Annotated in this window: 27 protein-coding genes; 15 read left to right on the forward strand and 12 right to left on the reverse strand. The window is 63.0% G+C overall.

Going from position 1 to position 26,681, the window contains the following annotated elements:
* The first annotated feature begins 150 nt into the window (after positions 1 to 150).
* The 3 genes from HF916_RS37850 (at position 151) to HF916_RS37860 (ending at position 2,298) form a co-directional block, all read left to right on the forward strand.
* Positions 151 to 1,116 carry an AraC family transcriptional regulator gene (locus HF916_RS37850; RefSeq protein WP_240975830.1) on the forward strand — a complete coding sequence of 322 codons (966 nt, stop codon included), beginning with the start codon at positions 151 to 153 and terminating at the stop codon, positions 1,114 to 1,116.
* A gap of 74 nt (positions 1,117 to 1,190) precedes the next feature.
* Positions 1,191 to 1,814 (forward strand): glutathione S-transferase family protein, encoded by a 624-nt coding sequence (locus tag HF916_RS37855; RefSeq protein WP_168793858.1) that lies wholly within the window; start codon positions 1,191 to 1,193, stop codon positions 1,812 to 1,814.
* Between the two features lie 139 nt (positions 1,815 to 1,953).
* Positions 1,954 to 2,298, forward strand: a complete 345-nt coding sequence (locus HF916_RS37860; protein ID WP_168793859.1) for a hypothetical protein — start codon at positions 1,954 to 1,956, stop codon at positions 2,296 to 2,298.
* Between the two features lie 39 nt (positions 2,299 to 2,337).
* Here HF916_RS37860 and HF916_RS37865 read toward each other — a convergent pair whose 3' ends face one another.
* The gene (locus tag HF916_RS37865) at positions 2,338 to 2,697 is read right to left on the reverse strand and encodes a darcynin family protein (RefSeq protein ID WP_168793860.1); all 360 of its coding nucleotides are present in this window, start codon (positions 2,695 to 2,697) and stop codon (positions 2,338 to 2,340) included.
* A 109-nt stretch (positions 2,698 to 2,806) separates the two neighbouring features.
* Between HF916_RS37865 and HF916_RS37870 the strand changes: the two genes are divergently transcribed.
* The gene (locus tag HF916_RS37870; protein WP_168793861.1) at positions 2,807 to 3,448 is read left to right on the forward strand and encodes a TetR/AcrR family transcriptional regulator; all 642 of its coding nucleotides are present in this window, start codon (positions 2,807 to 2,809) and stop codon (positions 3,446 to 3,448) included.
* Positions 3,449 to 3,490: 42 nt separating this feature from the next.
* On the opposite strand, the gene fabV is transcribed toward HF916_RS37870, so the two are convergent.
* A complete protein-coding gene (gene fabV, locus HF916_RS37875; RefSeq protein ID WP_168793862.1) occupies positions 3,491 to 4,687 on the reverse strand; it encodes an enoyl-ACP reductase FabV in 1,197 nt (398 codons plus the stop codon).
* Between the two features lie 170 nt (positions 4,688 to 4,857).
* Here fabV and HF916_RS37880 point away from each other — a divergent pair, with 170 nt between their 5' ends.
* Complete coding sequence (locus tag HF916_RS37880) at positions 4,858 to 7,362, forward strand: transglycosylase domain-containing protein (protein ID WP_168793863.1); 2,505 nt, start codon at positions 4,858 to 4,860, stop codon at positions 7,360 to 7,362.
* 230 nt (positions 7,363 to 7,592) lie between these two features.
* Here the strand turns inward: HF916_RS37880 and HF916_RS37885 are convergent, their stop codons facing one another.
* On the reverse strand, positions 7,593 to 8,945 hold the full coding sequence (locus tag HF916_RS37885; protein ID WP_168793864.1) for an MFS transporter: 1,353 nt from the start codon (positions 8,943 to 8,945) through the stop codon (positions 7,593 to 7,595).
* A 52-nt stretch (positions 8,946 to 8,997) separates the two neighbouring features.
* A complete protein-coding gene (locus HF916_RS37890) occupies positions 8,998 to 10,356 on the reverse strand; it encodes a glycoside hydrolase family 15 protein (RefSeq protein ID WP_240975831.1) in 1,359 nt (452 codons plus the stop codon).
* 199 nt (positions 10,357 to 10,555) lie between these two features.
* Here HF916_RS37890 and HF916_RS37895 point away from each other — a divergent pair, with 199 nt between their 5' ends.
* From HF916_RS37895 to HF916_RS37905, 3 genes are all read left to right on the forward strand, one after another.
* Positions 10,556 to 10,927, forward strand: a complete 372-nt coding sequence (locus tag HF916_RS37895; protein WP_168793865.1) for a hypothetical protein — start codon at positions 10,556 to 10,558, stop codon at positions 10,925 to 10,927.
* A gap of 40 nt (positions 10,928 to 10,967) precedes the next feature.
* A complete protein-coding gene (locus tag HF916_RS37900) occupies positions 10,968 to 11,273 on the forward strand; it encodes a hypothetical protein (protein WP_168793866.1) in 306 nt (101 codons plus the stop codon).
* 94 nt (positions 11,274 to 11,367) lie between these two features.
* Positions 11,368 to 12,183 carry an N-acetylmuramoyl-L-alanine amidase family protein gene (locus tag HF916_RS37905; protein WP_240975832.1) on the forward strand — a complete coding sequence of 272 codons (816 nt, stop codon included), beginning with the start codon at positions 11,368 to 11,370 and terminating at the stop codon, positions 12,181 to 12,183.
* Between the two features lie 40 nt (positions 12,184 to 12,223).
* On the opposite strand, the gene HF916_RS37910 is transcribed toward HF916_RS37905, so the two are convergent.
* Together HF916_RS37910 and HF916_RS37915 are read right to left on the reverse strand one after the other, a co-directional pair.
* Positions 12,224 to 13,156 (reverse strand): phosphatidate cytidylyltransferase, encoded by a 933-nt coding sequence (locus tag HF916_RS37910; RefSeq protein WP_168793867.1) that lies wholly within the window; start codon positions 13,154 to 13,156, stop codon positions 12,224 to 12,226.
* A gap of 80 nt (positions 13,157 to 13,236) precedes the next feature.
* Positions 13,237 to 13,866 (reverse strand): lysophospholipid acyltransferase family protein, encoded by a 630-nt coding sequence (locus HF916_RS37915; RefSeq protein WP_168793868.1) that lies wholly within the window; start codon positions 13,864 to 13,866, stop codon positions 13,237 to 13,239.
* A 261-nt stretch (positions 13,867 to 14,127) separates the two neighbouring features.
* Between HF916_RS37915 and HF916_RS37920 the strand changes: the two genes are divergently transcribed.
* Complete coding sequence (locus tag HF916_RS37920; RefSeq protein ID WP_168793869.1) at positions 14,128 to 14,730, forward strand: CDP-alcohol phosphatidyltransferase family protein; 603 nt, start codon at positions 14,128 to 14,130, stop codon at positions 14,728 to 14,730.
* Positions 14,731 to 14,775: 45 nt separating this feature from the next.
* Positions 14,776 to 15,261, forward strand: a complete 486-nt coding sequence (locus HF916_RS37925) for a dual specificity protein phosphatase family protein (RefSeq protein WP_168793870.1) — start codon at positions 14,776 to 14,778, stop codon at positions 15,259 to 15,261.
* Between the two features lie 78 nt (positions 15,262 to 15,339).
* On the opposite strand, the gene HF916_RS37930 is transcribed toward HF916_RS37925, so the two are convergent.
* From HF916_RS37930 to HF916_RS37950, 5 genes are all read right to left on the reverse strand, one after another.
* A complete protein-coding gene (locus HF916_RS37930; protein ID WP_168793871.1) occupies positions 15,340 to 16,032 on the reverse strand; it encodes a methyltransferase domain-containing protein in 693 nt (230 codons plus the stop codon).
* 135 nt (positions 16,033 to 16,167) lie between these two features.
* Positions 16,168 to 17,583: a hypothetical protein gene (locus HF916_RS37935; protein ID WP_206002045.1), complete on the reverse strand. Its 1,416-nt coding sequence runs from the start codon at positions 17,581 to 17,583 to the stop codon at positions 16,168 to 16,170.
* The gene (locus HF916_RS37940; RefSeq protein WP_168793872.1) at positions 17,580 to 18,443 is read right to left on the reverse strand and encodes a DUF5672 family protein; all 864 of its coding nucleotides are present in this window, start codon (positions 18,441 to 18,443) and stop codon (positions 17,580 to 17,582) included. The genes HF916_RS37935 and HF916_RS37940 overlap by 4 nt, the downstream gene beginning before the upstream one ends.
* 364 nt (positions 18,444 to 18,807) lie before the next feature.
* The gene (locus tag HF916_RS37945) at positions 18,808 to 19,239 is read right to left on the reverse strand and encodes a cupin domain-containing protein (RefSeq protein ID WP_168793873.1); all 432 of its coding nucleotides are present in this window, start codon (positions 19,237 to 19,239) and stop codon (positions 18,808 to 18,810) included.
* A complete protein-coding gene (locus HF916_RS37950) occupies positions 19,236 to 19,913 on the reverse strand; it encodes an FMN-dependent NADH-azoreductase (RefSeq protein WP_168793874.1) in 678 nt (225 codons plus the stop codon). The genes HF916_RS37945 and HF916_RS37950 overlap by 4 nt, the downstream gene beginning before the upstream one ends.
* Before the next feature lie 234 nt (positions 19,914 to 20,147).
* Here HF916_RS37950 and HF916_RS37955 point away from each other — a divergent pair, with 234 nt between their 5' ends.
* From HF916_RS37955 to HF916_RS37975, 5 genes are all read left to right on the forward strand, one after another.
* Entirely contained in the window at positions 20,148 to 20,585 is a 438-nt protein-coding gene (locus HF916_RS37955) for a MarR family winged helix-turn-helix transcriptional regulator (protein WP_168793875.1), read from the forward strand.
* A 70-nt stretch (positions 20,586 to 20,655) separates the two neighbouring features.
* Positions 20,656 to 22,173, forward strand: coding sequence for an efflux transporter outer membrane subunit (locus HF916_RS37960; protein WP_168793876.1), 1,518 nt, complete (start codon positions 20,656 to 20,658; stop codon positions 22,171 to 22,173).
* 42 nt (positions 22,174 to 22,215) lie between these two features.
* Positions 22,216 to 23,457, forward strand: coding sequence for an HlyD family efflux transporter periplasmic adaptor subunit (locus HF916_RS37965; RefSeq protein WP_168793877.1), 1,242 nt, complete (start codon positions 22,216 to 22,218; stop codon positions 23,455 to 23,457).
* Between the two features lie 81 nt (positions 23,458 to 23,538).
* On the forward strand, positions 23,539 to 25,101 hold the full coding sequence (locus HF916_RS37970) for a DHA2 family efflux MFS transporter permease subunit (RefSeq protein ID WP_168793878.1): 1,563 nt from the start codon (positions 23,539 to 23,541) through the stop codon (positions 25,099 to 25,101).
* A gap of 350 nt (positions 25,102 to 25,451) precedes the next feature.
* Positions 25,452 to 25,643, forward strand: coding sequence for a DUF2964 family protein (locus tag HF916_RS37975; RefSeq protein ID WP_168793879.1), 192 nt, complete (start codon positions 25,452 to 25,454; stop codon positions 25,641 to 25,643).
* 127 nt (positions 25,644 to 25,770) lie between these two features.
* Here HF916_RS37975 and HF916_RS37980 read toward each other — a convergent pair whose 3' ends face one another.
* Entirely contained in the window at positions 25,771 to 26,466 is a 696-nt protein-coding gene (locus HF916_RS37980; protein ID WP_168793880.1) for an HD domain-containing protein, read from the reverse strand.
* Between the last annotated feature and the right edge of the window lie 215 nt (positions 26,467 to 26,681).

Raw genomic sequence — 26,681 nt, forward strand, 5'->3', positions numbered from 1 at the left:
AAACGCGTGGCATCGACGGAAACAGCCTAAGACTGAATGGTAGGAGCGGCAGGGCCGGGCGCGAATGCCGGGTCGTCTGCGTTGATTGCCTAATCCTATGAACGGATGGATTTTCCGACGTGGTGGTGGCACAGTGCAATCTGCTTAACCATGTCGACAGGGCCCGCAGTGAAGCACAAGCGTCAGGATCCGAGCGCGCGGCAACGCATGGTGGCCTTGCTCGAAAATCTCGCGCCGCTGGAAGGCTACAACCTCACCGCGCTCCCCGACGTGCGCTTTCTGCGGTCGAACCGGCCGCTCAGCCGCTCACCGGTGCTGTACGACCCGGGTGTGGTGATCGTCTGCCAGGGGCGCAAGCGGGGCTTTCTCGGCGAGACGGTCTATGTGTACGACGCGCAGCACTACCTGGCCGTCTCGGTGCCGGTGCCGTTCTCGATGGAAACCGAGGCAAGCGAGGCGGAGCCCTTGCTCGCCATCTATTTCCGCCTCGACTTCAAGCTGGCCGCCGATCTGATGCTGCAACTCGACGAGCGGGACGCGGGCGTGCCGGCCGAACCGCGCGGCATGATGTCGACGCCGCTCGACGCGAAGCTGAGCGCTTCCGTGTTGCGCTTTCTGGAAGCGATGAACGTGCCGTTGGAAGCCGAACTGCTAGGCCCAGCGCTGGTGCGCGAAATCTACTTCCACGTGCTGACCGGCGAGCAGGGCGGATCGATGCGCGCCGCGCTGACCGCGCAAGGCCAGTTCGCCCGGATCGCCAAGGTGATCCGCAAGATTCACGCGTGCTATCGCGAACCGCTCGACATCGAGCAACTCGCGCTGGAAGCGAACATGAGCGTGCCCAGCTTCCACTCGCACTTCAAGGCCGTGACGCGCACGTCGCCGATGCAATATCTGAAGTCGACACGGCTTCATCAGGCGCGCCTGCTGATGGTGAGAAACGACGTGACGGCGGCGCTCGCGTGCGTGCAGGTGGGCTATGAAAGCGCCTCGCAATTCAGCCGCGAATTCAAGCGCCTGTTCGGCCGCAGTCCGGTCGAAGAGGCCGAGCGGATGCGCAAATCCTTCGCCGTGCCGCCGCCTGCGCCGGGCACGATCTTCGTCGCGTCGCACTGAGTGGGGCTGGCCCGGTGCGCATGAGGCAAGATGTGTCTGTCCGTTCCATCGAGCCGTCGATAGGCTTTGAACCCATGCTACAGATACTCGGCAAGACCTCGTCCATCAACGTCCGCAAAGTCCTGTGGACGTGTGCGGAGCTCGCGCTTCCATTCGAACAGGAAGACTGGGGCTCCGGATTCCGCGCGACCGGCGTGCCGGAATTTCTCGCGCTGAATCCCAATGCGATGGTCCCCGTCATCAAGGACGGGGAGTTCGTATTGTGGGAGTCGAATTCGATCATCCGCTACCTGGCCGGCCGCTATCACGGCGAGTGGTTGTATCCCGTCGATCCACGCGAGCGTGCCCGCTGCGATCAATGGATCGACTGGCAGGCGAGCGAATTGAATCGGTCCTGGAGCTACGCCTTTCTGGCGCTGGTCCGGCATTCTCCGGCGCACCAGGATCCGCGGCAGATCGATCTGTCGTGCGCGAACTGGGCGAGGCATATGGCCATGATCGAGGGCCAGTTGCGGAAAACCGGCGCGTTCATCGCGGGAGACGCGTTTTCGCTCGCGGACATTCCGCTCGCGCTGTCCATCAACCGCTGGCTGGACACGCCGTTGCAGCACGGCGATTTACCCGCGGTCGCGGCGTATATGGCGCGTCTCGCCACGCGCGAAGGCTACCGGACGTATTGCCGCAACGGTACGCCGTAACGCTTGCGCAAACACCCGCGCGGCTTACAACAATCCGTACGCGATGCTTACGGTTTCCCGCCCATGCACGCGCTGCTGCGCGGCACGTCCCGACTCGCCTACAATGGCCACTTTTGCGACACCGATTGAAGGTTCCACGATGCGGATATCGAAAGTTGCGCTGGCGTTGCTGGCCGCGTGTTTCACTCTGAATGCGAGCGCCGAGATGACGGCCGCGCAGTACAAACAATGGGCGCATGCCGATAACAACTCGATCTACGCCGCGTACATTACCGGCACGATCAACGCGTTCGGCTGGGCGAACGGCGAACTGGTGTCGAAGAAGAAGCCGCCGCTATTCTGTCCGCCGCAAAATCTCGCCATCGGCAATCAGAACGTCTATCCGCTGCTCGACACGTTCTTCACCAACCACCCGGGCCTGTCGGACGATTTTCCGATCGGCCTCGCGATTCTCCGTTCGCTTCAGGCCGCGTTTCCCTGCTGAGGTCGATCGCGACCGCGTAACCGGCGCGGTCCGCGCGGCTCAAGCCGCCGTCAGCGCGTCGCGGTCGTGGTTTTTCGCGTAGCCGTTCTCCACGCCCGGCAGAATCTCCACGATATCGAAGTAGCGGTCCCAGAAAGGCGTCTCGCGCAAGGCTTCGACCACGAGTTCATACGCATGATGGCTCGTTGCATGCCACAGCCAGATATCGGTGACGCGCGCCGAATAAAACTCGATGTCGTAGTAGCTCAGTCTGATCTCGTCGGCGTGATGCTTCAGGATCGGCTCGACGTGTTCGGCCAGTTGGCGGGAGCGTTCGTCGGCAGGCATGGCGAGCCATTCCGGCCGCGTTTTGACCAGCATGAAGACGGTCAGTACGGATTCTTTCGCAGATGAAGTCATGAGGTTCGGTTCCTGTTGAATGTTTGGGCGCTTTGAGGCCGATGCGGTTTTCGCGAAAACAGGAATAGAATACGAGCGAACACTCACATTTGAAACTCGCATTCCGGACATGGCCAAATCCGCTTCCACGCAGCGTCTGAAGCCCCGTAAAGCGCCGCTTCAACGGCGTTCGGCGCAAACTGTCGAGGCCGTCCTCGAAGCGGCGGCTCGCATTCTGGAGACACGCGGGCTCGACGGCTACACGACCAACGCGGTCGCGGAGCGGGCCGGCGTCAGCATCGGCTCGCTCTATCAATACTTTCCGAATCGCGACGCGTTGACCGTGGCGTTGATCGAGCGCGAAACCGCGCAACTGGTGGCGGACGTCGAAGCGGCGGCGTTACTGGAGAACTCGCGTGACAGCGTGCAGGCGATGGTCCGCGCGTCCGTCGCGCATCAGATGCGCAGGCCGGTGCTGGCGCGCATCATCGATATGGAGGAGCGCCGCTTGCCGGTCGACGAGCGCAATCAGCGCATCGCCGACACGATTCATGCGGCGCTGGTCAGCGCGCTGACGGAGAAGACGCAGGTGCCCGAACTGGACGATGTGGATCGCGTCGCGCGCGATCTGCTGGCGATCGTGCGCGGTATGGTCGATCAGGCGGGCGAGCGCGACGAGCGTGACGCCGCCGCGCTGGAAGTGCGTGTGATGCGCGCGGTGGACGGCTACGTGGCGCAGTCGAGAAAGGTGGACGGCAACGAACCGGTATAGCGTGCGTGAGGCAGGCGGGGCCACCCAAGGCCCCGCGCTTCATCAAACCTGCACGAGCTTCGGAATCTGCACGTCCGGATTGACGTCCGCTTCGTAATCCACGCCCGCGATCTCGAAGCCGAACAGACGCAGGAAATCCGTCTTGTAGCCGCTGAAGTCGGTGAGTTCGTAGATATTGTCGTTGGTCACCTGCGTCCACAGTTCCTGCACGCGGTTCTGCACCTCGGGATCGAGTTCCTTGTAGTCGGCGCGCAGACGGCCTTCTTCGTCGATGTGCGGCGCCGTGCCGTACAGGCTGTCCTTATACAGGCCGTAGACCTGTTCGATGCAGCCCTCGTGCGTGCCTTTCTCCTTCATGACCTTGAAGAGCAGCGACAAATACAGCGGCATCATCGGGATCGCAGAGCTGGCCTGCGTGACGACCGCCTTGAGCACCGAGACGCGCGCGTCGCCGCCCTTGGCCGCGAGCTTCTCGCGAATGCCCAGCACTTTCTGGTCGAGGTCCTTCTTGGCCGCGCCGATCGAGCCGTTCCAGTAGATGTCGTGGGTGATCTTCTCGCCGAGATAGGTGAACGCGGTGGTCTTCGCGCCGTCCGCGAGCACGCCGGCTTCGAGCAGGGCGTCGATCCACATCTGCCAGTCTTCGCCGCCCATCACCGCGACGGTGTCGTCGATTTCTTGCTGGGTGGCGGGTTCGAGGACGGTTTCCTTGATGACTTCCTTGTCCGTGTCGATGCCGCGCAGATTCACGGCCTTGCCGACCGGCTTGAGCGTCGAGCTGAACACTTCGCCGCTCTTCGGATGCGTGCGCTTGGGCGCGGCGAGGCTGTAGACCACCAGATCGACCTGACCCAGATCGCGCTTGATGACCTCGATGGTGCTTTGCTTGACGGCGTCGGAGAAAGCGTCGCCGTTGATGCTGGTCGCGTACAGGCCTTTTTCCGTGGCGAATTTCTCGAAGGCGGCGGTGTTGTACCAGCCGGCCGTGCCCGCCTTGGTTTCGCTGCCGGCGCGCTCGAAGAACACGCCGAGCGTGGCGGCGTCCGAGCCAAACGCCGCGCTGATGCGGGCCGCGAGCCCGTAGCCCGTGGATGCGCCGATCACGAGCACCTTCTTCGGGCCGTTGGCGATGGGACCGCGTGCCTTGACGTAGTCGATCTGTTCGCGGACGTTGGCTTCGCAGCCGGTCGGATGGGTGGTAACGCAGATAAAGCCACGCACGCGCGGTTTGATGATCATGAAGCACCTCTTGTCGGAATTGGCGACATTATAGTGGGCCGCGATTGTCGCGGGCGCGCCGCGGCGGTTTGGCTGCCGACGGCGCTCTGGCCACGCGCTGCGGGCAGAAAATCGGCCGCTGCCGCGCAACTTGGTAGGATTGCGCCTTTCCCGTCCGACGACAAGCTAGTGTGAAGCGCCTCATCCCCTCATTTCTGGCGGCCCTCGATAAAGGGCTGACTCTCGCCAACCCGCTCGTCGCCCAGGCCCTGTGGCATTTGCGCCATCCTACGCGCCGTGGCGTGCTGAAGGCTTGCGCGGCGCTTCCGCTGCTGTTGGTGCTGTACGTGCTGATCCTGATTCCGTTCACACCGAGCATCGGCGACATCCGCAAGGCCAAGATCGAGCAGCCGGCGCAGATCCTGTCGGCGGACGGCAAACTGCTCGCCGAATTCAAGCCGTCCAACCGCGAGTGGGTCAAGCTCAAGGACATCTCGCCGAACGTGGTGAATGCGCTGATCGCCACCGAAGACCACCGCTTCTACCAGCATTGGGGGCTCGACTGGCGGCGCACGGCCTCGGCCGCGCTGCATACGTTTTCCGGCGACCGGCAGGGCGGTTCGACCATCACGCAGCAGCTCGCCCGCAATCTCTATCCCGACGAGATCGGCCGCGCGCCGACGCTCACGCGCAAGCTGAAGGAAGCGATCACGGCCTTCAAGATCGAAGCGCTCTATAGCAAGGACGAGATTCTCGAGACCTACCTGAACACGGTGCCGTTTCTCTATAACGCCTACGGCATCGAGATGGCGGCGCGCACCTATTTCGACAAGTCGGCCTCCGACCTGAACGTGCTGGAAAGCGCGACGCTCACTGGCATGCTCAAGGGCAACAGCTACTACAACCCGGTGCTGAACCCCGAGCGCGCGCTGCAGCGGCGCAATACGGTGCTCGGCCAGATGGTCAAGTACGGAAAACTGACGCCGGCCGCCTACGCGACGCTCAGCCGCCGGTCGCTGCGGATCGATTTCGAGCGCCAGACCGAGCCGCCGGGACCCGCGCCGCATTTTGCGCAGCAATTGCGCAAGTGGCTGGCGTCGTGGGCGGATCGGAACGACTACAACATGTACGCCGACGGGCTGGTGGTGCGCACCACCATCGACTCGCGTCTGCAGACCATGGCCACTCAGGCCGTGACCTTGCAGGGCAACCAGTTGCAGGGCATCGCGAACGCGGCGTGGGGCACCCGTGCGGGCTGCTCGAACGGTAAGGATCTGCTGCAGACCTTCCTGCGCGAAACGCCCGACTACCGCGCCGCCAAAGACACCGGCCTGACCGATGACGACGCGCTTAAACGCGTCTTGTCCGACCGCGACCTCGTGAAGTCAGTGTGCGAGTCCAAAACGCGCGTACAGGCGGACTTTCTCGCGATGGACCCGCGCAACGGCCAGATCCGCGCGTGGGTGGGCAGCCGCGATTTCAGCCAGGACCCGTTCGACCACGTCCAGCAGGCGCGGCGCCAGCCGGGCTCGACCTTCAAGCCCTTCGTCTACGCGGCGGCCTTCGAGTCGGGCGCCAAGCCCGCCGACACCTTCGTCGACAAGCCGGTGGAAATTCCGCTGGCAGGCGGCGAAGTCTGGCGTCCGAGCGACGAGGACGAGCCGAGCGAGCGCAAGATCAGCCTGCGCGACGGGCTCGCGTATTCGCGCAACCGGATTACCGCGCAACTGATGGAGACGGTCGGACCGAACAAGGTCGCGAGATTGGCTCGCGCAATGGGCGTGCGCGATAGTGAACTCGACCCGGTGCCGTCGCTCGCGCTCGGCACGAGCCCCGTCACGCTGAAGGAAATGGTCTCGGCCTACGGCACGATCGCCAACCTTGGCGGCTACGTGGAACCGGTGATGGTGACGCGCATCGAGAACCGCAAAGGCGAGGTGCTGGCGGAGTTCGCGCCGGTGCCGGCCAAACAGGAACTGCCTGCCGACACCGACCGCGTGCTCATCGACGTCATGCGCGACGTGGTGAACCGTGGCACGGGTTCGAGCATTCGCAGCCGTTTCGGCGTGCGCGGCGACGTCGCGGGCAAGACGGGCACGACGCAGGGTAACGCGGATGGCTGGTTCATCCTGATCCATCCGCAACTCGTGGCGGGCGCGTGGGTCGGCTTCAACGACAGCCGCGTGACCTTGCGCAGCGACTATTGGGGGCAGGGGGCGCACAGCGCGCTGCCGATCGTCGGCGATTTCTTCCAGCGCGCGCAGCGTTCGAGGCTGGTCGACAGCCGCGTCAAATTCGCGACTGACCAGCAGCCGGGCTGGTTCGCCGAGCGCTCGGGCAGGTTGCGCGAGTGGTTCCAGAATCTGTTCGCGGGATCGCCGGGCAAGCCGGAGGCGCCGGTGGTGCCGCGCGGCACGACGCGTCGCGCGCCGGCTGCCGCGCCGGAACAACCGACGGTTGCGCAGTCGGCGTCGACTGCGGTGGCCGAGCCGCGAGCGTTGCCGCAGCCGCCGATGTTGCCGGCGCCAGGTTCCGCGCCGGTGGCGGCGAGCGGGGCGGTCGATGGTGAAGCGCGCGGTGGCGGCGAACCGGCACTGGCGCCGACGCCCACGCCGGACGATGTGGTGCCGCCGGATGCCGGCAGTCCGGCTAACGCGTTGCCGGAAACATCGGCAAGTGGTCGCGGGTCGCCGTGAGCGGTGTGGTGTAGCCGCGCTGCGCGCGGTTGAGCCGGGTCGGCGTTTTCCGCAGGCGCGACTGCGCTCGTGTGGTTTCTTTCCATAAGCACGGCTCAACTCGTGCGGCGCTTTCCACACATGCGTCTGAGCCACACATTACTTTCACCGGCGCGGCTGGGCTCACGCCACGCTTTCTCATGGCCGCAGCGACCCGACGCGATTCGCTTCGGCCGCGGCAACAAACGCCGCTACGACCCCGCCGCCTTGGTCGCCCCCGCCACCTCCGGATCCGAAAAACCCGCCGACGCTTCGAGCGAAGCATCGTGATGCAGCAACAGCACGGCCGCGACGCCGACCAGTCCCGCGCCCGACAGGCACAGCAAACCGGCGCCGAAGCCGCCGGTGCTGTCCTTGATCCAGCCCATCGCATACGGTCCGAAGAAGCCCGCCAGATTGCCGAGCGAGTTGACCGCGGCGATGCCGCCCGCCGCCGCCGCGCCTGACAGGAACGAGGCCGGCAAGGTCCAGATCACCGGCAAACAGCCGAAGATGCCGAACCCGGCGATCGACAGCGCGATCATCTTCTGCACCGGATTGTCGAGCCCGGCGGCTGCCGCGATGCCGCCCGCCGCCACCAGCAGCGCAATCGCCACGTGCCATTTGCGTTCGAGCTTGCGGTCCGAATGGCGTCCCCAGAACACCATGCTGATCACGCCGACGATATACGGCAGCGACGTAACGAAGCCCGTCTGCAGATTGGTGAGCCCAAACGATTTGACGATCTGCGGCAGGAAGAAACTCAGCCCGTAGTTGGTTGCGTTCGCACCGAAGTAGATCAGCGCGACCGCGAGCACGCGTGGATTGAAGAGCGCCTCTTTTACGCTGAACGTATGCACCGCTTCGCGATGCGCGCGCTCCTGCTTCTGGCGCGCGACCAGCCAGCCGCGTTCGTCGGCGGCGAGCCAGGTGGCGTCGGCGGGCTTGTCGGTGAGGTAGGAGAGCACGACGAACGCGAGCACCAGCGCGGGCGCGGCTTCGATCAGATAGACCCACTGCCAGCCGGCCAGTCCGCCGAAGCCGTTCATCGACAGCAAGGCGCCGGAAATCGGGCCGCCGATCACGGTGGACAGCGGAATCGCCGCCATGAAATAGCCGACCACGCGACCGCGATACGCGGCGGGAAACCACAGCGTGAGCAGGAAGATGATGCCCGGAAAGAAACCCGCCTCGGCCACGCCGAGCAGAATGCGCAGGCCGTAAAACACGTGCGCGGGAGAGAGTCCCGTGAAGCGCGCAATATCTGGGATATACGCCATCGCGCCCGCGAGAATGCCCCACGTGAACATGATCCGCGCGATCCAGCGGCGCGCGCCGAATTTCTCCAGCAGCAGATTAGATGGGACTTCGAAGAAAAAATACGCGATGAAGAAAATCCCGGCGCCGAAACCGAAAGCACTCGCGGACAGGCCGAGCGCCTTGTTCATCTGTAGTGCAGCAAAGCCGACGTTGACGCGGTCGAGATAGGCAATGAAATAACACAGGATCAGGAACGGCACGAGCCGAACCGTTACACGTTTCATGGTGCGTGCTTCGAGTTCCATCGATGTCTCCTCCGGTTCAGCGTCCGGTTGGTTTAAATGATGTCGTTACAGACTAGACGCAGAAATCCGATTCCGGAAGATTTTTGCGCTGTGCGCGATCCACCGTGACCCAGCACATCAGCCGCGAATGGAGCAGGGGCCGCAGGCCGTTGCGAAACTCCCAGATGCCGTGGTCCGGTTCGCGCCAGTGTTCGACCACATAGTCGACGGTGCGCGTGACGTCGCGCCAGCCATCATGCGAAATCGCGGCGCCGTACTTGTTGTACAGATAGATCGCGTCGAGCAGCGCGCCGTACACGTCGAGCTGGATCTGATCGCGGGCGGCGTTGCCGACGAGCGGCATGCCCGCCACGCCGTTTTCGCTCGATAGCGTCGCGATTTCGGTTTCTTCTGGCGGCTCCTTGCCGTCGACGGTGTACATGACGTTCAGCGAGCCGTCCGAATCGCAATGTCGGCTGCGTCCGGCGATCCATGTCATGAAATGCCGCGCTTCGCCGGTATAGCCGAGGCGCAACAGCGCGTACACGGAGAACGCGGCGTCGCGAATCCACGTGAAGCGGTAGTCCCAGCGGCGCGAACCGTCGAGCGCTTCGGCGAGCCCGAAAGTCGGCGCGGCCACGATCGCACAGTGCTCGCTGGAACTGAGCAGCTTCAAGGTCAGCGCCGAGCGCATCACGACTTCGCGGTAGCGGCCGCGATAAGTGGAGTGCGCCGACCAGCTTCGCCAGTAGCGGATCGTATCGGCCAGCGCCGCTTCGCAATCGAACGACTTTTCGCGCAAGCCTTCGGCATCGCCGAAAACGAAGCCGGCCGTCTCGCCATGGCTCAGCTCGAATTCCGCGTGCGCGGCGCCGTGGTCGAGCGCGAGCGGCAGGGTGCTATTGAGGCGCAGTTGCATGCAGCCTTCAATGCCAGCGTTGGCGTCGGCGTGGAATTCCACGCCGCCGTCCTTATCGATGAGAGCCGTGTGTGTGCCGCGCGCATAGTCGAAGCGCGGCTCGCAACGCATCCTGAACGCCATGCGCCCATGCACGACCCGCACGACGCGGATCACGCAGTTGGGTAGCGGCGCGTCGGCATCGGCGCCGCTGCCATCCTCGGGCACCGGCATGAAATCCATCAGTTCGCACACGCCCTCGGGCGTCATGAAACGGGTCAGCAGGACATTGGTGTCGGGCAGATACATCTGCTTGACGTTGGCGGTGTCGAACGTGGGTTCGATCGAGAAAGCGCCGCCGCGCGACGGTTCGAGCAGGCCGGCGAAAATCGCCGGCGAGTCGATGCGCGGAAAGCACATGAAGTCGATCGAGCCGCGCAGCGAGACGAGCGCCGTGGTCTTCATGTTGCCGATCATGCCGCGCGCGTCGGTCGGCAGCGTCGGTCTCGGTGGAACAGGTCGGTGATCGGGCATGTCTGCACACTCCGTGAAGCGAGCCGCGATGCGCTCACACGAAACCCGTTAGCAACGACTGTGCCGCGCCGTTCGCGCGGGCCGCGCGGGGATTGTTCGGACGCCCGCAACAGTGTTTTCGGTTGGTGAGGCTGATCTCTTACGCGCGATTGCGGATAATTTGGGGATTGGTTAATCCGCAAAAATGTGCAGGTGATACATGTTCAACACGGTCTCAGGCCGCATACCCGAACGGGACGAGGCATCCGGGGCGCTCGCGGCGCGAAACGCATTGTCGGGACGGGCGCGCGCCTTCATGGCAGCCGTGGCCGCGTGCGCGAGCCTCGTGGGCTGCGCCAGCTCCAGCGACGTGGTCGCCACCAGTAAAGCCAATACTTATACGGTCGCGGCAAGCGCGACAGGCGGACGCCTCGCCTGGGCCCGCGCGCATGAGCACGCCATGAGCCAGGCGCGCGATTACTGCGAGCGTCGCGGCATGCAGACCAGCGTGACGACGGAAACCGTCAGCGGCGTGCAAGGCCTGACGGAGCATGGGTCGTCGATGAATTTCGAATGTCATCCGAAGTTCTAGGCGCGCAGTGAGGGCCACTGCGCGTCATCCATCGATCAGCGTGAAACCCCGTTCCGGGTTCTACTCGCGGCGGCGGCTCGCGCAGTCGCCGGCCGCCATCGCGGTGCAGATGAAGGTGCGGCCATCGTCGCACCAGGCGATTGTCAGCGTGCCTGAGTACACCTTCAATCCTGTCGCCCCCTGCGGTAAATTCCGGATCGTTTTTGATTTCCAAACTTTAAAACGGAAAACAGGATTCGCCGCCGCGTTATTCAGCACGCGTTGCAACGCGCAAATTAACAGTTGCGACGCGCGTGTCGCGACATTGAAACCGAAAAGCTATACACAGAGCAATCCGCCCGATTAAAATTACGCTCGATCATCCGGCCAGAAAAAATCTGGCGCATATTCTAGTTTAAGACCACCGTGAATATCACCGTTGATGAACGCCGGCGTGCTGAATGAAGGCAATCGCAAACGCTCGCAGGCAATCCGGCATTTCAAAAGTCCGCATGCCGAAGCTCAATAAAAAGGATTCGATTGTGATCACCGCGTCGAAACGACAGAAACATCCGGCAATCGGCTCGCGTTACGTCGTATGGACACGGCTCGCGCTATTTGCAGGCTGCGTCGTCGCGGCGCTGGCCAACGTTCCGTGCGAGGCGGCTTATATCGTCGTGGACACCGGGCACACGCCGCAGCGTCCGGGCGCGACCGGCGCAAGCGGGCGCGTCGAATATCTCTACAACCTGGATCTGAGTGCGGCTGTCGCGCACGACCTGCAAGCGTACGGGGATCGCGTCGCGCGCACATCCGCCGACGGCAAGGAAATCGCGCTGCAGGATCGCTCGACGCATTCGCCCGGCGCCGATCTGTTCGTTTCGATTCACCACGACTCGCTGCAGCAGGCATGGATCGACGCCGGCCGCCGACGCGACTATCGCGGCTACTCGATCTTCGTGTCGCAACTGAATCCGCATTACGAAGAAAGCCTGCGTTGCGCGAAGGCCATCGGCGAACAGATGTTAGCCGCGGGAGAAAAGCCGTCGCTGTATCACGCCACGCCGATCAAAGGGGAGAACCGGCCGTTGCTGGATCGGCGCCTCGGCATTCATCGCTTCGACGATCTGATCGTGCTGAAAACCGCGCCGATGCCCGCCGTGCTCGTCGAGGCCGGCGTGATTGCGAATCCCGACGAGGAAACCCGGCTGCGCAATCCGGCGACCATCGCACGCATCGCGCAAGCGATCAGCAAGGGCATCGAGGCCTGCCGCTGACGCGCGGCGGTGCGCATTGAAAGTCCTGAACGTTTTTTAACTACGGCACATACAGATAACGCACGAGGTGAAAAAACACCGGTGCGGCAAAACAGATCGAGTCGACGCGATCGAGCGCGCCGCCGTGCCCCGCGATCATCGCCCCCCAGTCTTTCGCGCCGAGCGAGCGCTTCACGGCCGAGAGCACCAGTCCGCCGACAAAACCCGCCAGCACGATCGCCAGCGACATCAGAAACGCCGCGCCGAAACTGAACGGCGTGATGCGGTAGAGCGCGGCGCCCGACAAGGTGGCGAGCAGGCCGCCGCCGATAAAACCCTCGACCGTCTTCGAAGGACTCAGTTGCGGCGCGATCTTGCGCTTGCCGAACAGCTTGCCGACGACGTACTGGAACACGTCGCTGATCTGCACCACCAGCAGGAAGAAGAACAGCAGCAACGCGTTGTCGCCCTGATAGTGCGGAATATCGAGAATCAGCAGAGCGGGGGCGTGGCTCAGCCCGTACACGCAGACCATCAGCGCCCAGTGGATTTTCGAGTTGCGGCTCAGGAATTCATGCGTGTCCTGCGTGAGCGCCGACACCAGCGACAAGGTGATGAACAGATGCACCGGCACGAAGATCGAGAACATGCCGTACCAGTTCACCCACAGCAGCAGATACTGCACCGGAATCGCGATGAAGAATGCGATGAAGAGCGTGGTGTGATCGCTCGGCGAAGTCGGCGTGAGCGTGATGAATTCGCGCAACGCCAGATACGACACGAAGGCGAACACGATGTACGTTGCAGCCGGTCCGAGACCGATCGCGATCGCCATCACGGCGATCATGCCCCACCACGCGCGAATGCGCTGATTCAGATTGGCGATGGTCGCGCTGCGCCCGCCGTCGCGCCACGCGAGAATCGCGCCGATGACCGTGGCAATCGCCAGAAAGCCGGTCACGCCGGCCACCAGTTCCCAGAACGCGGTTCTCATAGTGTGTCACCCGTTTCTTGTTATACGTGTTGGTCTGAAGCGCCGCGGTTCGTTGCTGCTCGACGTTTGCGGCCGCGGTTTCAAGCTGGCTGCCGCGCAGGCGAGAGTTCGACGATCGTCTGCCTCGCGCGCGCCAGAAAGTCCGCCTTGTTTTCGTTCTCCGCGAGCGTCACGGTGCCGCCGAAGTGCACCTTGCAGATCAGCGGCACCGGCCAGATTGCGCCCTTGGGCATGATGCGCTGCAGGTTCTCGAGATAGACCGGGCACAGTTCGACATCGGGAAACTCGCTGGCGAGCCGATACAGACCGCTTTTGAACGGCTGCGGCAAGGCTTCGGCGCTGCGCGTGCCTTCCGGAAAGATGATGATCGAATGACCGAGCCGCAGGGCTTCGCGTACCGGGTCGAGCGGATCGCCTTCGCTTTCCTTGTTGCGGTCGATCAGCACCACGTTGAGCAGATGCTTCGCGATATGCACCTTGGCGTTGCCGCGCTGCCAGTAATCGCGTGCCGCTACCGGACGCACTTGCCCGCGCAATTCGCGTGGCAAGGCGGCGAGGATCGCCAGCGTGTCGACGTGGCTGGTGTGATTGGAGAAGTAGATCTTCTGCGTGGCGTTCGGCGCACCTCGATGCCAGACGGGATAAGCGCCTGCGACGAGACGCACCAGACCCAGCAGAAAATCGCGCTGCCATGCGTGCCAGATACTCATTGAATGCGCCTCTCAAAACGATGCGCCGCGACGCGGCAGTGACGTTCGATCATCAATTTATGGTTTTACCCAGGCAAATAGCAGGCGTTTCAGTCGCGGCATTATGACGATTTTTTTCGGCTCACACCACATTGATTTAACGCGCGTCTCTATTCTTGACGTTTGAGCGCATTTAAATGACGATGTCGCTGATCAAAACAAGGTGCGCAGCGGATATTGTCGTATCCCGTCCCGGCTAACTCTTCCAAAAAGTAAATAAATATGAGCGTCTACGCACTCAAACCAAAGTTCCAGAATCTGCTGCGTCCTTTGGTGCGGCGACTGGCGGCGGCAGGCGTAAGCGCCAATCAGGTGACCGTGGCGGCGGCACTCGGCTCGATTCTGGTCGGTGGCGTGGCGGCGTTCGGATTTCCGCTTGACCGGCTATTCCTGTTGATCCCCGTCTGGCTGTTCCTGCGCATGGCGTTAAACGCAATCGACGGCATGCTGGCGCGCGAGTTCGGCCAGAAGAGCGCACTGGGCGCTTACCTGAACGAACTGGGCGACGTCGTATCGGACATCGCGCTCGTTTTACCGTTTCTGGTGATTGCCGCATTCAACCCGGCGGATATCTGGGCGTTTGCGCTCGTCGCCGTGATCGTGGAATGCGCGGGATTGATCGGGCCGCTGGCGGGCGCGACGCGCCGCTATGACGGCCCGCTCGGCAAGAGCGATCGCGCGGTGGCGGTCGGCGCGGTCGGCCTGTGGATCGGTCTCGGCCTGCCGGTCGCGCCGTGGGCCGGATGGTTGTGGCGCGCGCTGGTGCTGCTGTCGCTCGTCACCATCTGCAAGCGCGTGAGCAACGGCGTCGCGCAGACGCGTTGATGATTAGACGCGGCGCGGCATGCCGCCGCGCCTCTGACCGTCGAAATGCCCGGCTGGGCGAGACGCGATCCGGCCATTCGCTACGTCTGCGTGCCGCAGTTCGATCTGCTGCCACCGACGCTCGCCCAATTGCAGCAGGCCGTCGCCGCCGTCGACATGCTGCACGAGCAAGGACATACCGTGGTGACGTGCTGCGCGCTCGGCTACTCGCGCAGCGCGCTGACGGTGGCCGCATGGCTCACCTTGCATCTGCAAATCGACGATGCGCAGGCCGTGCTGGCGCTGGTGCGCGAGGCGCGGCCGCGTGTGCTCATCAAGGAGGAGAGCGCGGCAGCGGAGCTGAGTGAAGGGGAGGCACTCGCGGCGCTCGATCGCGCGTTACTGGAACTCGGCTGGATCGGCGACGCGAAAGCCGGGCACGCGCTCGATGCGCGCTTGCGCGGCATCGCGCCGCTCGTCCGGATCGCGACCGGCCTGGCGGGCGCGCAGGTGGTGACGGTGGTTGTGGCGGTGTTGGCAGGCGCGTTTTAAAGATCCTGCCAACTACGGCAGGCATCGTGCCTCACGCCGTTTGCGTTCGCTAACGCCCATCAGTGCGGGCCGAACCCGTCACGACAGCGTTTGATCGACCGCCTCGCGGATCGTATTCAACCTGATCCGATCCTGCGGCAGTTGCGAATAGTTAAGGAATCGACCCGGCTCATCGGCGACGATGCCGTTAAGGAAATCGCGCTTGTGCGCCAGAATGCGCTGCGGATAACGTTGAGCCCGGCCTTCGTCCTTGAGGAACACGGCAACGAAATCGTTCCACTGGTCCGCGTGCTGCAGGCTCGTATACGATTCGAGCAAAAGCGGATTCATGCCGTTGCGTTTGCTCCAGGCCACGAGAGCGTTGCCGCTGTCCGGGTAGAAGCGCCAGCAATCCACCGGCCACCGATGAAAATCGCCATTCGAAGGTACGTTCAGATAAAAGAGTCCCGCGGGCTTGAGGATGCGCATGACTTCGAGAAACAGCAGCCAGAACATCTCCGAATGTTCGAAGACGGAACTGGCGAGCACGATGTCGGCGCTCTCGTCGGCAAACGGTAGTGCATAGGGGTCTTGCAGCACCACGTCAACGCCGCGGCCTGCCACGAAATCGACCCCCGTGTAGGCAAAGGCGTCCGGACACACGCTGCGCAGCGAGCCGTTGACGTCCTGGCTGCCGATTTCGATCACGCTTATCTTCTCGTCGGGCGACACAACATGCGGCGCGTAGCAGTCAAAGAATTGCTGGCAGTTTTGCATGGCGGTGGGATGCATAGCCGTTCTCCGGATGAAGTTATGCCGGGCGACAGAGCGCAATGGCTGGCACAAAGCGAATGGGTTGACGATGCGTTGCTAGCGCGCGCGAGAAAAGCGAGGCTGGATCCCTCGCGCGAGTTGGCCTGCACGTGATCATTGCGTGGCTAGCCATGCCGCTGAGTTTTCCACGACGGGATCCCAGTCGCCCTCGTGTGTCTGCCGCAGCACGGTCACGCCTTCGACCCACGGGCTAGTGGTTCCCTGGCTGCCCCAACGCCAGTCGCCAGAAGTGTTGAGCGGCACACAGGTGGGCTTGCCCATCATCGCGGCAAGATTGGCGACCGCCGAGTCCACCGCGACCACGGCGTCCAGTTCGCCGATGCACGCGGCGGTGTCGTCGAAAAAGTGGATGCCGGGCAGATAGCGGTCGACATCGCCGGCCGGTGCGCCGGCCGAGGCTTCTGTCACCGGGTGGTGCAGGTTCACGAACTGTATCCGGTCGGCCAGGACGGGGTCCGTCACGATCCGGTTCACCGCCCCGAGTGGCAGGCTGCGGCGCGTAGCCCAGCACCGCATCGTGCTGCCGACGTGAGGCAGGTGTCGCTGGTAGCAATCCCAGAACAGGCCGACCAGCCTTTTCCCCGGATGTTGCGCGCGCAGTTGCCGAGCCCACTCCGCCGCGATCTGCTGCTTCGCAAGCGGAGCCCGCATGTACGGCTGAAATCGGAATCCGGAGGGTTGCTGCGCGGCACTTAGAAGCGGCAGATGCAGCAGCGTCGCGTACAGATGCGGCGCGAACGCCTCCACGCGCAGCTGCACCGCGTCGGGCAATGCAATGTGCGAGGCCAATGGACGTTCTGCGCTGACGACTTCGCACTCAGGCAGCGACGCCTGCATGAGCGCATGCGCCTGCGGGTCGCAAGTGATCATCACAGTCGCGCCGGCGGCCCGCCAGTCGGCCACGCAGGCCGCCAGCAGAAAGTTATCGCCGAAACCCAACTGATGTGCGATGAGCACGCGTCGATCGCGCAGGTCGGATTCGCCGGCCCATTCAGGGACGCCGACCGGACGATAACTTGCCGCATCGCCGGATTCGTTGCGTTTGAGCCAGTGCGCGAAGCCCCGCGTGTCTCCGGCCTTGAGCATCCCCTCGCCCAGAAGATGCCCGGCCGTCGCGACGATCCGCGGCGTCGCTGATGTGGAGAGCTGTCGCACCTCGTCCAGTTGTGGAATCGCGCGTTCGAGATCGCCGGCCATCATCAGGCTATAGCCGAGTCGCAGCCTGGAGAGCGCGGGGTCGCTCGACATCGACGGGTCATGCGCGCGTGTCTCGACCGCCTCGGCGTGCCGGCCTAGCAGGTCCAATGCGAAAGCGCGCATCGCCAGAAAATCGGAGTGCTGCGCGCCGACTGCCAGCGCCCGGTCCGCCCATGGAAGGAGTTCGTCCTCACGCGCGAGCGCGATCAGCGTGTCGCAGATCTCGCGCACGTTCGCAAGATTGTGCGGATCGTGCTCATGACGCGCATAGGCGGCGCGAAGTTGCTGTTCCAGTTCGAAGGTCGTCGTCACGTGCCGAATTCTCCTCGGTCATTGTTCACGAGCCTTTCGCAGAGGTCGACATACTGCAGGACAGCTTCGCCGGCCACGCCGGTTGCCATCATGTTCTGCACGATCTGCTGTGTGCTCCAGAGGTGCCGGTAGCGTTCATACATCACCTTCATGCAGGCGAATTTGCGCTGGTCGCAGTAAGCCATGAGCAATTGCATGACCTCGCTGGAGGTGAAGGTCCGGACGTCGAGCGCGCCGACCATCTCCATCATCGTGTCGTCGTCGACGTGCCGCCACATGTTGAACGCGGCATGAAAACCGAATGTCGGGTTGTCAGGGCGGATGTGCTCATAAGCAAACTGGACCGCGACATCCGCAGGCGCAAAACGGATGCCGTACTCCGTTTCGAGCAACGGCCGGTAGATCCGGCAGATCAGGTCATCTTCGTTGACGCCGGGCAGAAATTCAAACCGTGTGTGGGCGAGCGCCTGCAACAGCTTCTTCGAACGCAGTGAAAACCCGCCGTTGCCCACGTTCATCCCATCCGTGTGGAACGGCCACCATGCACCGATATAATCGTAGCCGAAAAACGTATCGCTCCACGCCGCGGCGTCCAGCACGTAGCCGTCCCACTGGATGACAAGTACCCACGGCGTGGCGACATGATTCACGAGATGCTTGATCATGAAGGCGGAGTAATCCTGCTTCGACTGCAGGCGCGGAATCAGCACCGTGCGCGCGCCACGGGTGGGCACAGCCTCGTGGGTGAAGAGGATCGCGTCCGCGAACGTGCAGCGGGCCCCCGAGATGTCGAGCGCGCGTGCAGCGAGCGCTGGATGTATCGAGTCGGCTGCACAGACGGTCACTGTGTTCAGATCCACGATAGGGTTGCTAATCATCGGTGCGGGTTGGTCCGGCGGTACTGGTGACAAAGCTGTTCAAGCTCTCTTCTCCGATGACCGGGACCGCATGTCCGGATCAGCGAGGCGAATGGCGCGCAAGACCGAAAGTAGTATAGGTCGTCGTGGATATCAAGCGAGTTTTCGCTACAGAATATCGGAAGACGACAAGGGCGCGCATTGTACAGCCCGAACTCGAGCATACCTTGTCAAATGTGTGAAGCCGGTGCGGCATCGATTCGCATGCCTGTCTATTGCGGGAGGACATTCCGGTTTCGAGGAAGCGCGGGGCCCGAAAAGCCCCCGCGCTGGTGTGCGTGCCGGTCATCCGGTCACGCCAATTCCATCACTTCTTGTCGAACGTAACGAGGTTCTTGTCTTTCGTGTCGGCCACGAAAATCGCCAGCAGCCTGGCGGGTTCGGTATCGCTCGCGTTTTCGCTGACGGTGTGATGCACGCCGGGCTTCTCGGTCCAGTGCTCGCCGGCATGGTAGACGCGTTCTTCGCCGTCGTTCACGCGGCTGCGGATCGCGCCCGACAGCACGTAGCCGACCACGAAAGCCTGGCCGTGCCGATGCGGCGACGACTTGCCGCCGGGCGCATACTCGACGACGAGCGCCGTCATCGTCTTGCCCGGTACGTTGGCGATCGCCTCGGCGAACGCGGGCGTGATCGTCTCGTGCGGCGCGGTTGCGTCGGCGGCGAATGCGGACTGTGAAGTCCCCAGAATAGAAAGGCTGGCGAGCGTGGCCGCCGCGATCAGTGTGCGGATTTTCATGCTGTGACTCCTGACAAGACATCGTGGTTTTCATTGCTCGAATCCGACGACGCCCAGATCGACGCCACCGCGTCCAGTTCGGCGCGTGCGCGCTGAAGCGCTTCGGTGCGCGCTTCGGGATCGGCAAACTGCAGCGGCTGGGCATCGACAAAGGTCGGATCGGCGACGCCGAGGAAGCCGAACGCAGCCTTCAGCGAGGGCGTGAGCGCATCCATGCCCGCGTAAGGCGAGCCCGGACGCAAATCCGCGCCGCGGCTCGTGACGAAGAGCACCTTCTGGCGTGAAAGCTGACCGACCACGCGGCCGTCGTCCGCATTCACATAGGTCAGGCCCGTACGCGTGATGCTGTCGATAAACGCCTTGAACGCGGAGGGCATCGACCAGTTGTACATGGGCATGGCGAAGACGAACGCATCGGCGTCGAGCAGGCGTTGGCACAGCGCATCGGAACCGGCCAGCGTCGCCTTCATCGCAGGCGTGCGATCCTGCGCGGCCGTGTACGTGGCGATGGCGAAAGCCTCGTTGACATGCGGCGGGGTGTCGATCGTGACATCCAGATAATCGACTTCGAACTCCGCGCCTTCTTCGCGCAGGCGTTCCAGAAAATAGCGGCTCAATGCGCGGGAGTTGGATCGCTCGCGTTTGGCGCTGGCGTCGACGTGCATGATCTTCATGATTTCCGTCCTTCCATGAGTGACTGGGTGGTTTAGCGTGAGAGCAGATTAAATGTTCGACTGGCTTTGTGAAATGACCGGTTTTAGGTAATTTAAGGTGACCACTTTGCCCGACCCCGCTAGCCAATGCAGAGCGGAATAGTGCATATAAATGAAACAGTCATATGCTGGAAGCGACCCTTGAGAATATCTGACTTTGCAGATAAAGTTAAACGCACTGAACAGGGGGCATGAATGAACCACTACACGCCGGAAAATTTCAGCCTGACGCTGAGCGTGGGTTTCTCGATCAACAAAGCACGTAACTTGCTGATCACCGAAATGGACGCCGCGCTGAAGGATCTGGACATCACCAGTCAGCAGATGGGCATTCTGCTGTCCATGCGCCGGGGCGTCGCCACCACGCCGTTCGAACTGTCGCGGCTGCTCGGTATCGACACCGGCCTGATGACGCGCATGCTCGACAAGCTGGAAATCAAGGGATTGCTGGAACGCTCGCGCAGCATCGAAGACCGCCGCGTCGTCAACCTGAAACTGACGGAAGAGGGCGAGGCCGTCGCCGTGCGTCTTCCGGAGATCGCCCCAGTGGTGCTGAACCGTCGCCTGAAGAAGTTTACGAAAACCGAATTCGAGGAATTGCGCCGTCTGCTGAACAAGTTTCTCGCAGAGTAGGCGAGGCCGGCCAGACATGCTGCGGACGCTCGCGGCGATTTTTTCAACCCTATATCTGACAAGTCAGAAAATGAAACCACAGTTAATTCCACGGATAGCCGGCTCGCGGATCGCGAAGGCCGGTGTGACGGTGATCTTCGCGGCCGTACTGTCCGCTTGCGCGAATTACGCCGGTATCTCGAGCGACAAGCAGATGGCGCAGCCGCAGACCTACGCGACTCAACAAAGCATTCCGCAGGACAACGGTCATTGGCCGGCCGCCGATTGGGCCGACCAGTTCGGCGACGCGCAACTGAAGGCCTTGCTTGCCGAGGCGCTGAAAGGCAATCCGTCGGTCGAGCAGGCCCGCGCCCGCGTCGCGGCGGCCGCCGCGTACAGCGACACGGCGAAGGCGAGCACCCTGCCGAAAGTCGGCGCGGACTATTCGTTGACGCGCCAGCAGTATTCGGGCACGGCGCTCGTGCCGCCGCCGTACGGCGGTTCGTGGCAAACGGAGAACAAGGGCTTGCTGTCCGCGTCCTACGATCTCGATCTGTGGGGCAAGAATCGTGAAGCGCTGAAAGCCTCGCTGTCGCAGTTGCAGGCGACCCAGGCGGACGAAGAAGTCGTCAAGCTGTCCCTCACGTCGGCCACGGCGCGCGACTACAACCAGCTTGCGCGGCTCTACACGTTGCGTGACATCGCGCAGGAAGAAATCACGCAGCGCGAACAGATCGACCGCATTACCGCCGGGCGCATTGCAACGGGCCTCGACACGCAAGTGGAACGCAAGACGGCGCAGGCGAATCTCGCCACCAGCCGCGCGACGCTCGCGTCCATCGACGGCAGCATCGTCACGACGCGCTATCAGTTGGCCGCCTTGCTCGGTGCCGGACCGGACCGTGGTCTCGCCATCGCGCGGCCGACACTCGGCGTGGGCGACGAAGTGCGCCTGCCCGACAACCTGCCGGCCGATCTGGTGAGCCGCCGCCCGGACCTGGTCGCGGCGAAATGGCGCGTCGACGCGCTCACGCACGACGTCAAGGAAGCCAAGGCCGAGTTCTATCCCGACATCAATCTGAGCGCCGCGATCGGTCTCGACGCGTTCGGTTTCGGCCGTTTCCTGACGGCGGCGAGCCGCACGGCGTCGGTCGGCTCGGCGATCCATCTGCCGATTTTCGACGGCGGTCAATTGCGCGCGCAATTGAAAGGGCGTTACGCCGATTTCGACTATGCCGTTGCCACGTATAACCAGACGTTGGTCACCGCCCTGTCCGAAGTCGCGACGCAACTCGCGCAAATCCGTTCGACGGACGAGCAGCTCACCGACGCGCAAGCCGCCCAGGAAGCCGCCCGCGGCGCCGATCAGTTGGCGCTCGTGCAATACAAGGCCGGCCTCACGAATCAGCTGACGGTGCTGAACGCCGACACCACGGCGCTCGCCGCCGACCAGCAGGTCGCGAATCTGAAGATGAGCCGGCGCGATCAGCAGATCGCGCTGGCCGCGGCACTCGGTGGCGGTTATGTCGATAACGCCGCTTCGGTCGCCAGCAGCGGCGCCGCCGTTCCAGCCGCCTCCGCCAATCCCGTCGTCGCCGCCGCGCGTTAAAGCGCCATCGCGACACTTTGCCAATCTGTCAGGACCCATATCATGAGCGACACGATCAACACCAGCCGCGCGACGGCGGACGCGGACCAACCCCAGAAAGCGCAGGCCCCCACGAAGCGCAAACTGCTGATTTCCCTGCTGGCCGCCACTGTCGTGCTGGCCGGCGCGGGCTACGGCGCGTACTACTACACGAGCGGCCGCTACTATCAGTCCACCGACGACGCGTATGTGAGCGGCAACCTCGTGCAACTGACGCCGCAAGTGAGCGGCACGGTGGTCGCGGTCAACGCCGACGACACGCAGATCGTCAAGCAGGGCGCGCCGATCGTCACCCTGGATAACGCCGACGCGAAGATCGCGTTGTCGAATGCGGAAGCGACGCTCGGCCAGACCGTGCGGCAGGTGAGCGGCCTGTATGTGAACAACGATTTCTACGCGGCGACCGTCGCGCAACGCCAATCGGATCTGGCCCGCGCGAACGACGACCTGAAGCGCCGTCAGGCGGTGGCCGAAACGGGCGCGGTGTCCGGCGAGGACATCGCCCATGCTCGCGACGCCGTCAGTTCCGCGCAGGCCGCGCTCGACGCCGCGCGTCAGCAGGCCGAGGCCAATCATGCGCTGACCGACCGCACGTCGATCGAACAGCATCCGAACGTGCAGGCCGCGGCCTCGAAAGTGCGCGACGCCTACCTGAGCTACGCGCGCAACACCTTGCCCGCGCCCGTGACCGGCTACGTCGCGCGCCGTTCGGTGCAGGTCGGCCAGCGCGTGGCGCCGGGCACCCCGTTGATGGCGATCGTGCCGCTCGACGGCGTGTGGGTCGACGCAAACTTCAAGGAAGGCCAACTGAGGCACATGCGCATTGGCCAACCCGTCACCCTCACCGCGGACGTGTACGGCTCCAGCGTCAAGTATCACGGCCGGGTCGAGGGATTCTCGGCAGGCACGGGCGCCGCATTCGCCGTGCTGCCCGCCCAGAACGCCACCGGCAACTGGATCAAGGTCGTGCAGCGTCTGCCGGCGCGGATCCTGCTCGATCAAAGTGAACTGAACGCGCATCCGCTGCGCATTGGCCTGTCGATGCAGGTCGACGTCGACACGCACGAGGAAACGGGCGCGCAACTCGGCGCGGCGGTCAACACCTCGTATCACACCGACGTATTCGCGCAGTACGGCGACGAAGCCGACGCGGAGATCGCCCGGATCATCGAGCAGAACATGCCGGCGAAGCACGAGATAGCCGTGAGCACCACGCAGAAAAACGCCGCGCGCAAGGCCGGTTGAACCTGTGACCACCGAGCGCCGTTTTTTTTGCGCATTTAACTGATAAGTCAGATAGTTTTGCCTTCCTCGACAGGTGATGAAATGAATGGATCGACGCAGCCCGCCACGCTGCCGCCGCTGACTGGCGGCAAGCTGGTGCTGGCGACGCTTGCCGTGGCGCTCGCCACGTTTATGAACGTGCTGGATTCATCGATCGCGAACGTGGCGATTCCGACGATCGCCGGCAACCTCGGCGTTTCGGTGGACGAAGGCACGTGGGTGATCACGCTGTTCGCCGCCGCCAACGCCATCGCGATTCCGTTGACCGGCTGGCTCGTGCAGCGTGTCGGGCAGATCAAGTTGTTCGTCTGGGCGATTCTGTTGTTCGTGCTGTCGTCGTGGTTGTGCGGCATCGCGCCGAATCTGCCGGTGCTGCTCGCCGCGCGGATTCTGCAGGGCGCGGTGGCGGGTCCGTTGATTCCCCTGTCGCAAGCGATTCTGCTCGGCTCGTATCCGAAGGAGAAATCCGCGACCGCGCTTGCCTTGTGGGCGATGACCGCAACGGTCGGCCCGATTGCGGGCCCGGCGCTCGGCGGCTGGATTACGGACAGCTACTCGTGGTCATGGATCTTCTACATCAACATCCCGGTCGGTCTGTTCGCCGCGGGCGTGACGTGGGGGATCTATCGCACCCGCGAAACTCCGACAAAGCGCCTGCCGATCGACAAGGTGGGCCTGCTCTCGCTGACCGCATGGGTCGGCTCGTTGCAGATCATGCTCGACAAAGGCAAGGATCTCGACTGGTTCAACTCGCCGGTGATCGTGGCCCTGACGGTATTCGCGGCGATCAGTTTCGTGTTCTTCGTGATCTGGGAGTTGACTGAAAAGAATCCGATCGTCGATTTGCGGTTGTTCGGCAAACGCAATTTCCTCGGCGGCACGATCGCGATTTCGGTGGCGTATGCGGTGTTTTTCTCCAACCTCGTGCTGTTGCCGCAGTGGATGCAGGAGTATCTGAACTACCGTTCCGTCGATGCGGGTCTGGCAACTGCACCGCTTGGCATCTTCGCCGTTATTCTCGCGCCGGTCATGGCGAAGATCATGCCGAAGTCCGATGCGCGGGTGCTGGCGACGCTGGCTTTCCTCGGTTTTGCCGGTGTGTTCTTCATGCGCTCGAACTACACCACGGGCGTGGATACCTGGACGCTAGTCTTGCCGACGTTGTTGCAAGGCATCCCGACGGCGCTCTTCTTCGTGCCGCTGACCGCGATCATTCTGTCCGGCCTCACGCCCGATCGTATTCCGGCTGCGGCGGGCCTGTCGAATTTCGCGCGAGTATTTGCCGGCGCGGTGGGCACGTCGCTGGCCTCGACAGGATGGAATGACCGGACGATCCTGCATCACGCGCAACTGGCCGAGCAGACGAGCGTGAACAATCCGACTTACACGGCCGCGCTGGATGCGCTGCAGAGTACTTTGGGCGGCGGTCAGGCCCAGGCGATGGCGTTCTTCGAACGCTCGATGAATACCCAGGCGGCCATGCTGGGATTGAACGATATTTTCTGGCTGTCGGCGGTGATCTTCGTATTGATCATCCCGCTGATCTGGGTGACGAAGCCGGATCGCTCCAGTTCGGCCGCGGCGGCGGGAGCGGGTGGCCATTAAGGGCGGCACAGGTGGCGAGCGGCATGGTTACCCGTATTTACTATTGCCTGTTCGCCGCCTACGATAGATTGAGGTTTCCGGCTGACGATTCACGTGATCGTCATGGCTGAGATCCGATAGCCGGCTGACAGACCGGTTTATAAACCGACTTGCAGCGGGTTCAAGTCAAACCGATGCAAGCTTTCCGACAGGCATCGTCGAAACATGAGCGAGCTGGCTCATCGCGGTGACCCGAGCGGGAGACTCGAACGAAGCGCGCAACCGTGGTTGCCATAAAAAATACCACGCGGTTCGAGGTCTTCCGTTGTTCCTGTGCGCCTTACAGCACTAACGTCTTGCGGGAGAGCGCCATGATTCGCGCCGAACGTCGGATTGTATTCGCGGCCATTGCGGTGTTCGTCGCGCTGGGCGGCATGGCCATGGTCATTCACGGTGTGCTGTTCGACGCGCGCAATGCCATGTTATATGGCGGGATCTTGCTGGTGCTCGGCGTCGCGGTGCTGGCGCTAATGCTGACGCCGCGACCGACGGATAGCTCGTGAAGTCAGGTTGGCAACAGCCAATTGAAATATTGCGGCACCAATAGAAGCGGCGCGCCACCGGTTTTCCGGTTGGCGCGCCCTGAGTTTTGCATCGGCCGGCAACGCGCCGGCCGTCTTGCGCAGATAGTTATTCCGCCGCGGCTCCGTGATTGCATCCCGCGTGATGGACGTGACCCGCCTTGCTGTCATCCCATGCCGAACCGAGAATGATCTTGCAGAAATTCAGCCGCTTGTAGCTCGGATCTTTCATCTCCAGCACATCAGCTTTGACGTTGCCGAACGTGGTTTCGGGTTTGCTGATCGTGCCTTGCGCGAACGCATCGATGATCTGGTTCTTGAAGTCCTGCTCCCGCGGATGCGCGGCCACCACGCTGACGCGTTGCGCGTCGTCGAACTCGTGATACCGCATGCCGAGCACGTCCATTTCGACGCCCGCGGTCACCAGCGAGACGACCGGCTTCAGATGCTCGGGGACGCCCGGCGTGGTGTGCAGCGCGATAGACAACCAGACCTGTTCGATGTCGTACTCGTTGACGCTATGACTCTTGAGAAAGTCGCGCGCGGCATTGGCGCCGTCGACTTCGAAGCGATCTGTTTTGCTGCTGTAGCCCGGCGTGAGGCCCATGTCATGAAACATCGCGCCGATGTACAGCAACTCGGGGTCATACGCGAGGTTGCGGCGCGCGCCGGTCAACGCGCCCCACAGGAACACGCGCCGCGAGTGATTGAACAGCAGATCGTTCTCGGTGTCGCGGACCAGATCGGTTGCGGCTCTCGCGAGACGGCTGTCTGGAATGTGAATGCCGGCAATGGTCGTACTCATCGAATTTCTCCTGGACAAAGATAGTGCCTCGTGAGGCGATGGACTTCGTGTCGTTCGGGCAATGTCCATGCAGCGGTCTGGATTCGTTCGCTGTGAGCACTGTCCGGGGATGTCCAAGTATCCGTCGGAGTCGTATCGGGGTGAGTGGCAATCAACCGGCAAAGCGTGCCAGTGATACGCTGTTTTCTGCCATCCGCGCATGGTTCGCGGCGGCC

The organism is Paraburkholderia aromaticivorans, from assembly GCF_012689525.1.
Lineage (GTDB): Bacteria > Pseudomonadota > Gammaproteobacteria > Burkholderiales > Burkholderiaceae > Paraburkholderia > Paraburkholderia aromaticivorans_A.

Bases quoted from the DNA above. Each gene is read 5' to 3' on its own strand.
- HF916_RS37965 (WP_168793877.1), top strand. From the start codon at position 22,216: ATGAGCGACACGATCAACACCAGCCGCGCGACGGCGGACGCGGACCAA.
- HF916_RS37955 (WP_168793875.1), top strand. From the start codon at position 20,148: ATGAACCACTACACGCCGGAAAATTTCAGCCTGACGCTGAGCGTGGGT.
- HF916_RS37970 (WP_168793878.1), top strand. From the start codon at position 23,539: ATGAATGGATCGACGCAGCCCGCCACGCTGCCGCCGCTGACTGGCGGC.
- HF916_RS37960 (WP_168793876.1), top strand. From the start codon at position 20,656: ATGAAACCACAGTTAATTCCACGGATAGCCGGCTCGCGGATCGCGAAG.
- HF916_RS37975 (WP_168793879.1), top strand. From the start codon at position 25,452: ATGATTCGCGCCGAACGTCGGATTGTATTCGCGGCCATTGCGGTGTTC.
- HF916_RS37855 (WP_168793858.1), top strand. From the start codon at position 1,191: ATGCTACAGATACTCGGCAAGACCTCGTCCATCAACGTCCGCAAAGTC.
- HF916_RS37860 (WP_168793859.1), top strand. From the start codon at position 1,954: ATGCGGATATCGAAAGTTGCGCTGGCGTTGCTGGCCGCGTGTTTCACT.
- HF916_RS37920 (WP_168793869.1), top strand. From the start codon at position 14,128: ATGAGCGTCTACGCACTCAAACCAAAGTTCCAGAATCTGCTGCGTCCT.
- HF916_RS37890 (WP_240975831.1), bottom strand. From the start codon at position 10,356: ATGCCCGATCACCGACCTGTTCCACCGAGACCGACGCTGCCGACCGAC.
- HF916_RS37925 (WP_168793870.1), top strand. From the start codon at position 14,776: ATGCCCGGCTGGGCGAGACGCGATCCGGCCATTCGCTACGTCTGCGTG.
- HF916_RS37950 (WP_168793874.1), bottom strand. From the start codon at position 19,913: ATGAAGATCATGCACGTCGACGCCAGCGCCAAACGCGAGCGATCCAAC.
- HF916_RS37885 (WP_168793864.1), bottom strand. From the start codon at position 8,945: ATGGAACTCGAAGCACGCACCATGAAACGTGTAACGGTTCGGCTCGTG.
- HF916_RS37945 (WP_168793873.1), bottom strand. From the start codon at position 19,239: ATGAAAATCCGCACACTGATCGCGGCGGCCACGCTCGCCAGCCTTTCT.
- fabV (WP_168793862.1), bottom strand. From the start codon at position 4,687: ATGATCATCAAACCGCGCGTGCGTGGCTTTATCTGCGTTACCACCCAT.
- HF916_RS37895 (WP_168793865.1), top strand. From the start codon at position 10,556: ATGTTCAACACGGTCTCAGGCCGCATACCCGAACGGGACGAGGCATCC.
- HF916_RS37865 (WP_168793860.1), bottom strand. From the start codon at position 2,697: ATGACTTCATCTGCGAAAGAATCCGTACTGACCGTCTTCATGCTGGTC.
- HF916_RS37980 (WP_168793880.1), bottom strand. From the start codon at position 26,466: ATGAGTACGACCATTGCCGGCATTCACATTCCAGACAGCCGTCTCGCG.
- HF916_RS37870 (WP_168793861.1), top strand. From the start codon at position 2,807: ATGGCCAAATCCGCTTCCACGCAGCGTCTGAAGCCCCGTAAAGCGCCG.
- HF916_RS37905 (WP_240975832.1), top strand. From the start codon at position 11,368: ATGAAGGCAATCGCAAACGCTCGCAGGCAATCCGGCATTTCAAAAGTC.
- HF916_RS37915 (WP_168793868.1), bottom strand. From the start codon at position 13,866: ATGAGTATCTGGCACGCATGGCAGCGCGATTTTCTGCTGGGTCTGGTG.
- HF916_RS37930 (WP_168793871.1), bottom strand. From the start codon at position 16,032: ATGCATCCCACCGCCATGCAAAACTGCCAGCAATTCTTTGACTGCTAC.
- HF916_RS37850 (WP_240975830.1), top strand. From the start codon at position 151: ATGTCGACAGGGCCCGCAGTGAAGCACAAGCGTCAGGATCCGAGCGCG.
- HF916_RS37910 (WP_168793867.1), bottom strand. From the start codon at position 13,156: ATGAGAACCGCGTTCTGGGAACTGGTGGCCGGCGTGACCGGCTTTCTG.